This is a genomic window from Staphylococcus sp. SUC_1.2, assembly GCF_026222585.1.
On the sequence record NZ_JANJPM010000052.1, the window covers coordinates 1 to 8,587 of the forward strand.

Sequence of the window (8,587 nt, forward strand, 5' to 3'; positions counted from 1 at the left end):
AAATTTATCTAGCCTTAAATGAGTCAATGGCTGCTTTGATTTCATCTCTAACACGTTGGAATTCTGACCAAGGTTTGCCAGCAGGATCGTCAAATCCCCAATGTTCCTTCTTTACATTAGGCGACAATACAGGACAGTTTTGATCAGCATCACTACATAGAGTTACTACTAAATCGGATTGGTTGAGTATAGTGTTGTCAATTAAATTAGAAGTATGATTTGAGATATCAATTCCAACTTCTTTCATCGCTTCAATTGCTTTCGGATTGACACCGTGTGCCTCAATACCGCCAGAATATACTTGCCATTCATCACCTAAGATGTTCTTAGCCCAGCCTTCAGCCATTTGGCTACGGCATGAATTACCTGTACATATAAAGTAAATTGTTTTTTTATCCATAAATAGTCTCCTCTTTTTTTAGAAAATAATAAGTGTTAGATATAACCCTAACAGTGTGATAAATAATACCGGAATCGTTATAATAATACCGATTTTAAAGTATTGTCCCCAAGAAATTTTAACACCTTTTTGAGTAAGCACATGTAACCAGAGAAGTGTTGCTAACGAACCAATTGGTGTTATTTTAGGTCCTAAATCAGATCCGATAACATTCGCATAAATCATGCCTTCCTTGAGTATGCTTGTTGTTTGAGATTGACCAATCGCTATTGCATCTAATAAAACAGTTGGCATGTTGTTCATAATGGATGAAAGGAATGCAGCTATAAAGCCCATGCCCATGATACTACTAAATAAGCCGTAATTTGAAATATTTGTTAGTACATCACTAAGAAGCGTTGTGATGCCCACATTTTTTAGACCAAATACCACAAGATACATACCAATAGAGAATAAAACAATATTCCATGGCGCACCTTTAATTACTTGTTTCGTATGCACAGCCTTAGACTTACGTGCTAATAATACAAATATTAAAGCAATGATACCAGCAATAATTGATACTGGAATATTTATAAACTCACTTATTAAATAACCAACTAGCAATACAGTGAGTACAATCCATGAGATATTAAAAAGCTTTTTGTCCTTAATCGCTTCTTTTGGTTCTCTAATATTTACTGCATCAAATTTTCTTGGGATAGACTTTCTAAAATAAAGCCATAAGACAAGAATACTTGCGATTAAAGAGAATATATTAGGTATAATCATTTTACTGAAGTACTCAACAAATCCAATATCAAAGTAATCAGCAGAAACAATATTAACTAAATTACTAACAATTAATGGAAGAGACGTAGTATCTGCGATAAAACCACTAGCAATAATAAATGGGAATATCGCTTTTTTATCAAATCCTAAACTACGTACCATTGCTAAAACAATAGGCGTCAGTATTAAAGCCGCACCATCATTTGCGAAGAAGGCTGCTACAACTGAACCTAAGAGCATGATAAAGATAAACATTTTCAAGCCATTACCCTTTGATGCTCTTACCATATGTATGGCAGACCATTCAAAGAATCCAATTTCATCTAATATGAGTGAAATAAGAATAACTGCAACAAAAGTTAAAGTCGCATTCCAAACAATTCCAGTAACTTCTAGTACGTCTGAAAAGCTTACAACGCCAGTGATTATAGCAACTACAGCACCAATTAATGCAGTAATACCAATATCTAGACCTTTAGGTTGCCATATAACAAAAATTAACGTTAATACAAATATTGTGATTGCTAATATCGTCATCATTAACACTCACCTTTCTCTACTGTTTCACATATACATGGGCCAGCACTGGAACTCAATAGAGTCAGTCGTGATGTAACGTCATCCAATACGTCATGATTCAATTTGTATAAAATTTTATTACCATCTTTTCTGGATGTAATTAAATTATTGTCTTTTAATACTTTCATATGATGACTTAATGTGGGTTGAGAAAAAGAAAAATGCTCTAATAAATCACAAGCGCATAATTCACCACAAGATAACAAGTCTAATATTTCAAGGCGGCTACTATCAGCAATCACTTTTAAGTATTGTGAAATTTTTTTATAATTCAATTTTCTTCTTCCTTTCTACTTGAAACCTTTTATAACGTTGATAATTTTTATTACCACCTGACAAATTAAACACTTGTTTAAAACCTAAATTAATAAGTACGTTTTGTGCAGCATTCCCAGTAGTACCTTTATTACAATAAGTCACTATCTTTTGATTTTTATCTAATGTTTTTGCATAACTTCTCAATATTTTCAATGGGACGTTAATCGCTCCATCAACATGATTAACTTCAAATTGCTTTGGAGAACGTACATCTAAAATCAATAAGTCATTATTTTGTTTTATGACTTCTTCAGGCGTTATAATTTTGCGTCCTCGAGTAATATTGTGTCCAATCATCCCTGTATAAATAACAGGATCTTTAGTTGTAGAAAAAGGAGGCGCATATGCTAAATCTAAATGAAATAAATCTTCTGCATGGGCGCCAAACGTTATAGCAGTAGCTAGTACATCTATTCTCTTATCTACACCTTCATACCCAATAATTTGAGCACCCAGTAATTTAGAATTGTTTTTATCAAATATAGCTTTAATTACCATTTCTTGGCCTTGCATATATTCTGGACGATTCGGTTTCACATTGTGTAATACGTCAATATCAATATCTAAATCAATAGCTTCTTTTTCAGTTAAGCCTGTTTGGGCAATTGTCATATCAAATATACGAACAATGCCTGTTCCTAAAATGCCTTTATGTTCTAGATTTCCACCAGTTAATCGATCTCCTAAAATACGTCCCATTTTATTTGCTGTAGAACCTAGCGGTCTATATATAGGGTCACCAGTAATTAAATTATAACTTTCTGCTACATCACCAATTGCATATATGTGAGGAATATTTGTTTCAAAATACTTATTGGTTTGTATTGCTCCAGATTTTCCAATATTAATACCAATTTCTTTAGCTAATTTAGTATTTGGTGTGACACCAATCCCAATAATGATTAAATCTGTATCAATTAATTCGCCAGTTTTTAAGCTTACTCTATTTATTGTATGATTTTCATCATAATCAATACTATCTATTTCATTATAGGTATATACGTTAGCTTTATCTTCAATATATTCTTGAATCATAAAACTGATATCGTAGTCTAAATGAGGCATAAAAGTACTGCGTTGAATAATTGAAGTATTGTAGTTAGATAATTGTTCTAACATTTCTAGACCAATAAATCCACCACCAATGATTGTTATATTCTGAACATCATTGCTCTCAATATAATTATAAATTGCTTTCGCATCATTAATATTCTTAACTTTAAATACATTGTTATATTCTTCGCTATTTAATTGAGGAAGTTCCTTAGGCGATGAGCCTGTTGCTAATACTAATTCGTCATATTCTTGAATCATCTTTTCATCATTTACTAAATTGGTAACAGTTATTGTTTGATCAGTATCATTTATCTGATTCACTTCATATTTTGTATAAATATCTATATTAAAGCGCTCTTTAAACCATTTAGCATTTCTTGGCGTGAGTTCATCAATATCAGATACATTACCGCCTATATAGTAGGGGATACCACATACTGAATACGAAATATCATTATCTTTATCAAAAACGATAATTTCCACATCTTCACTATTTCTTCTTGCTTTAGCCGCGACACTTGTACCGGCAGCAACTGAACCGATGATTACAATTTTTTTCATTATGATAACCCCCCATAAGGTATGACAAAATAATTATCAAGACTTTCATTTTTAATCTTGTTTATCCAAAATGATTCATCTTCTTTTTTGTTACTAAAAAGGTCATCACGTTGATTTAGCGTAACTAACGATTGATTAACAACCCACCAATTATGGCCTATATTAGCTCTATTTAAATCTTCTACTAAACGTTTAGATTCTAAATAAGGTGTTTTTTCTGCTAGTGTTACGATTATCATCTGTGTTAAATTTTTATTTTGAATCTTAGGTAATAATGTTTCAACATTACTGGTAGTTTGAGTTGATTTTTTCTTTAATTCTCTATGATGATTTTCACTAGAATCAAGTAACAGCAAAGTATGGCCTGTAGGAGCTGTATCTACAATGACGTAATCCATGTCGTCTTGATTCTCCATAATGTCACTAAAGGCTTTGAAAAATGCTATTTCTTCTGTACAAGGTGATTTTAAATCTTCCATAATATAATCAATATCGTCTTGTGGTGTATCATCATTCACTGTGGCTAGTACTTCTTTTTTATACTTTTCTAATGCTTGTTCTTCATCAATATAAGCAGTATTTAAATTACTTGTAGTTTCAACATTAATTTCTTTAGTAGGGTCAGTAGTTGCTAAAAGAACACGATATCCTTTATTAGATAACGTTGTAGCTAATTGCGTTGCTACTGTCGTTTTACCAACGCCACCTTTTCCCATTGTAAATAAATATTGAACTTTACTATTTTCAATTTCATCGATTAATTTATTAAATTGCGGATGATCTTCAACAATAAAGTCATCATTTTCAATTAAGTTATCATCATTTAATAGATTCGTTAAACTTTCTATACCTTCTTCTTTCTGCTTTTTATATGGAACGTAATAAGCATGATTGTTATTTAACCATTCAGTAAAATGATTAATGTTTTTATCTTGTTCCGATTTCATCTGACTCGAAATTAAACCGTGACTTTCTTCTATATGGTTGTTAATGATTACTTTGAATTTAGAAATTGACAGTTGTTGTAATTCTTGTTGCGCTCTTTGAATTTCATATATAGAAGAATGAGTAGGTCTCGCAACTAACATCATGGTCGTATCATCTTGGTTACGTAGTTTTTCAAGTGCTGAATTATATTTAACTCTATTTTCATTTAAACCTGATAATTGACCTAAGCAAGAAGCGTCATTACTCGTTGTATTTAAATAATCTGTCCATGCAGAAGGTAATTCAAGCATTCTCAAGGTGTGACCTGTAGGAGCTGTATCAAATATAATGAAATCAAATTCTTGTTCTAAAGTTTTATCGGATAAAAAATTTGTAAATTCATTAAATGCTGCTACTTCAACTGTACATGAACCACTTAACTGTTCTTTCATTTCAGAAAGCACATCTTCTGGTAGAATACCCTCATAAGGTTCTATAGATTGTGCTTTATAATCGTCTGCAGCAGCAATCGGGTCAAAATTGGCTATAGAGAGATTAGGTATAGGTTGATATTTAGTTAATTTATTAGATAATTCCATTTGAAATACATCTTGTAAATTACTAGCTGGATCAGTACTTACTAAAGCTACTTTCTTTCCATTCTCTGCTAAGTTTAAAGCAATAAAACTTGATATCGTTGTTTTGCCTACGCCACCTTTACCAGTAAAAAACAAATATTTTGTTAACTCAATGTTATCTAAATTCAATTTATTTAAGTATTTAACAGCATCCATCTCCACCACAGCATCCTCCATTTCTCATTTGATTAACTGTAATGATTTCATCGGCTTCTTCTTGGGTAATATAAGCGCCCGTTTTAGCTATACCGCCTTCTATAAAAGTGATGGGTAAAACTTCATCACCTTTTTCTTGAATTAAACGAATAACTTCTTGATTTTTAATGAATTCATTCGGATTATTATTCATATTATAACGTTGAACTTCTATTTGATTTTGCTTTAAATATTCATTGATTTGGTTCGCTTTTATTAGTGTTTCATCCGGTTCTGGACCACATACTCCAGTAGAACAGCACATAGCTTCTTCGTATATTTCAATATTTAACATTATACTCACCTCATTAATTAATTTGCGATTATAGATTAACATCTATATAGATGGGTGTCTATGTTATTGTTTGAGTTTTAAAAACTTTACTAAATTTAATTCTTAATAATACAATTTATAAAAAAATTATTTTAATGTTTCTGTGAGAAATACCTAAGTTTATGTAAAATCATAGTTTTTTTCTTGCGATAATATAGATATTGATTTATATTTAATATATCAAAAAAAGTTGATGTATTAAATGATATAAAACTACTTTGACAATAAGGAGGCGTGCTTGATTGCGAGTAAACCATTCAAGTACTTTAACTGTTGGTTACTTTGTAAGTTATTTAAATCTTGTTATGCTATCAAGAGAAATCAATTTAAAAGAAGCTACAATATATATGGAGAAGGAGTTCTTTAAAGGGAACATTAATCAGTATGGCGAATCAACAAAAAATAACTATAAACAAGCAATTCAAGAATTGAAATAAAGATAATATAAACTCAATGAAATATTATAAAAAGGATGGTCTTTTATGGAAGTGATTAAAGCAAAGACTGATATGAGTGAAGATCAACAATTTGACTTTTATGAAAATATGTTTAATGCACTTGCCGATAAAATCAGATTAAAAATATTAAATCAAATTAGCCAAAGCTTCAATAAATCATTATGTGTATGTGATTTAGAAGAGTTATTAGATATAAAACAATCTAAACTTTCTTATCATTTAAAAAAATTAGTAGATGCAAATGTTCTTATTGCTGAAAAGCATGGCACATGGAATTATTACAAAATTAATGAACAACAAATACAGGTTGTTTTAAATGAAGATACTTGTTGTAAGATACTTTAAGTATCTTTTTTAATGTAGTATTAATCAATTTTTTTTGATTAATAAATCAAGAAATATTGATTAATTAAATTTGGAGGCATTATACTCATGTTAGATTCAATTATGGAATTTATAAAAACATTTGTGATGTTGTTTTTTGAACTATTCATACTATTTATCATCGTGAGCTTTATTGTAAGTTTAATTCAACAAGTAGTTTCGGAAGAAAAAATCAAAAGATTTTTGAGCAAGCCTAATCAAGTAATTAGTTATATATTGGGGATGGTGTTTGGTGCGATGACACCATTTTGTTCTTGTTCTACAATTCCTATACTTGCAGGTTTATTAAATTCTAAAGTTCCATTTGGCCCTGCAATAAGTTTTTTAATTGCGTCACCTTTAATGAATCCATTAATGATATTTATGTTATGGGCCTTATTAGGTTGGAAAGTTGCTGTTGTTTATTTTATTGTACTAGCAATCTTTAGTGTTTTAACGGGTCTAGTATTTTCAAAAATGAATTTATCTAAAAGTTATAAAGGTGTAACGGTAAAAGGAGATGGGTTTTTCGCTAATAAAAATGGATCTCGTTTTAAACAAGCATTAAATGATGCTTGGGCATTCTTATATCCAATGATTCCTTACTTATTTATCGGTGTATTTATTGGTGCTTTTATATATGGCTTTGTACCCGAAACATTTATTACTAAATATGCGAGTGGAGGTGGCATTATATCCGTATTTATTGCTTCTATTATAGGTATTCCTATGTATATTAGACCTGAAACCATGTTACCTATAGCTGAAGCATTAGCTTCAAAAGGAATGTCGCTTGGGACAGTTGTTGCTTTGATCATTGGTGGTGCTGGTGCAAGTATTCCAGAAGTTGTATTATTATCGAAACTATTCAAGAAAAAATTTGTAATCTCATTCGTTATCGCCATTTTAGTTGTAGCTATTTCTACAGGTTTGATGGTGAACATCGTTATTTAAAGGAGGTGAGATAATGGGAGTCAAAGACGTATTAAAAAAATTAAAACCTCAGGAACAATCTTGTTGTTCTGTAGAAATTGAAGAAAAAAAAGAGAAAAATGAAAAAGAGCAACAGGATAATAATTGTTGTTGTAACAATTAATTTAGAAGTCTGTAAAATATATGCTTCTAATAAATGAACGACAAATTCCAATGTAATAGTATGGAATTTGTCGTTCTTTCGTTTCAATTAAGGAAAATGATGTTGTTTATTTAGTATTTCTTTAAGACTTATAACAAAAAGACGTTAATTAAAAACCGTATCATTAACCTATGTGCATAATCATATTATAAATAAAACTAAAAATGAGGTTGTATATAACTCACTCTGAAATTGATTGAATATATAGTATCTTTAATAAAATGCAGCTATTGTGGCGTAGAATTTGAGAATCAAAAAATGATTAATATAGTTTGAAAAGACTGAATATAAATACTAGAAAAATAGCCCGTAAATGAGTTTATTATGAATTCATTTACGGGCTTCTTTAAATAATGATCTAGACAATTTGCTTTTCTAGACCTACTTTGAAATGCGTTATTTTCTTTAAGAATAGTAATATATGGTTTGTGTTGATAATGCTAACCTTGGTCAGAGTGTATTGTCATGCGAGAGTTCAGATGAGATTTTTTAATTAAAACCTTGTTTTAAACATCGATGACAAGGTCTAATGTAGGACGTGTAGACATCATTTTCAGAATGATATAAATAAATCCATAAATGGAGATAAATCGAAACTATTTATACCCTGTGGGGGTATATGTTATAGTATAAGTAACTTTACTATAACATTTTTATTAGGAGGGGTTAATTTGAAGAATAATGGTGAAGCGCATAATCATCAAAATCACATGAATCATTCCAATCAAATGCATCATGATAACCATGAATCACATAATCATCATAGTGGCCATGCACATCATCATGGAAATTTTAAAGTTAAGTTTTTTGTTTCATTAATTTTTGGAATACCTATCATTCTTTTATCGCCAC

10 protein-coding genes and 1 pseudogene are annotated in these 8,587 nt (G+C 30.3%); 5 read left to right on the forward strand and 6 right to left on the reverse strand.

Annotated features, from left to right (window positions below):
* Window positions 1-4: 4 nt before the first annotated feature.
* From arsC to arsD, 6 genes are read right to left on the reverse strand one after another with little or no spacing between them, the layout of a single operon-like run.
* Window positions 5-400, reverse strand: coding sequence for an arsenate reductase (thioredoxin) (gene arsC, locus NR218_RS12130; protein ID WP_002488502.1), 396 nt, complete (start codon window positions 398-400; stop codon window positions 5-7).
* A gap of 18 nt (window positions 401-418) precedes the next feature.
* Window positions 419-1,711 carry an arsenite efflux transporter membrane subunit ArsB gene (gene arsB / locus NR218_RS12135; protein WP_071560853.1) on the reverse strand — a complete coding sequence of 431 codons (1,293 nt, stop codon included), beginning with the start codon at window positions 1,709-1,711 and terminating at the stop codon, window positions 419-421.
* The gene (locus NR218_RS12140; RefSeq protein ID WP_001830569.1) at window positions 1,711-2,025 is read right to left on the reverse strand and encodes an ArsR/SmtB family transcription factor; all 315 of its coding nucleotides are present in this window, start codon (window positions 2,023-2,025) and stop codon (window positions 1,711-1,713) included. Before NR218_RS12140 ends, arsB begins: the two co-directional genes overlap by 1 nt.
* Window positions 2,015-3,685 (reverse strand): FAD-dependent oxidoreductase, encoded by a 1,671-nt coding sequence (locus tag NR218_RS12145; protein WP_071560852.1) that lies wholly within the window; start codon window positions 3,683-3,685, stop codon window positions 2,015-2,017. The genes NR218_RS12140 and NR218_RS12145 overlap by 11 nt, the downstream gene beginning before the upstream one ends.
* Window positions 3,685-5,406, reverse strand: coding sequence for an arsenical pump-driving ATPase (gene arsA, locus NR218_RS12150; protein WP_265883433.1), 1,722 nt, complete (start codon window positions 5,404-5,406; stop codon window positions 3,685-3,687). The genes NR218_RS12145 and arsA overlap by 1 nt, the downstream gene beginning before the upstream one ends.
* Window positions 5,393-5,740, reverse strand: a complete 348-nt coding sequence (gene arsD / locus NR218_RS12155) for an arsenite efflux transporter metallochaperone ArsD (RefSeq protein ID WP_002449502.1) — start codon at window positions 5,738-5,740, stop codon at window positions 5,393-5,395. Before arsD ends, arsA begins: the two co-directional genes overlap by 14 nt.
* A 281-nt stretch (window positions 5,741-6,021) precedes the next feature.
* Here arsD and NR218_RS12160 point away from each other — a divergent pair, with 281 nt between their 5' ends.
* From NR218_RS12160 to NR218_RS12180, 5 genes and pseudogenes are all read left to right on the forward strand, one after another.
* Window positions 6,022-6,216 carry a hypothetical protein gene (locus NR218_RS12160; RefSeq protein ID WP_002454594.1) on the forward strand — a complete coding sequence of 65 codons (195 nt, stop codon included), beginning with the start codon at window positions 6,022-6,024 and terminating at the stop codon, window positions 6,214-6,216.
* 45 nt (window positions 6,217-6,261) lie between these two features.
* Complete coding sequence (locus NR218_RS12165; protein ID WP_002449352.1) at window positions 6,262-6,582, forward strand: ArsR/SmtB family transcription factor; 321 nt, start codon at window positions 6,262-6,264, stop codon at window positions 6,580-6,582.
* 87 nt (window positions 6,583-6,669) lie between these two features.
* The gene (locus NR218_RS12170; protein ID WP_145421604.1) at window positions 6,670-7,554 is read left to right on the forward strand and encodes a permease; all 885 of its coding nucleotides are present in this window, start codon (window positions 6,670-6,672) and stop codon (window positions 7,552-7,554) included.
* 13 nt (window positions 7,555-7,567) lie between these two features.
* Entirely contained in the window at window positions 7,568-7,696 is a 129-nt protein-coding gene (locus NR218_RS12175) for a hypothetical protein (RefSeq protein ID WP_002449516.1), read from the forward strand.
* A gap of 710 nt (window positions 7,697-8,406) precedes the next feature.
* Window positions 8,407-8,587, forward strand: a pseudogene (locus NR218_RS12180) (hypothetical protein); the annotation flags it as partial.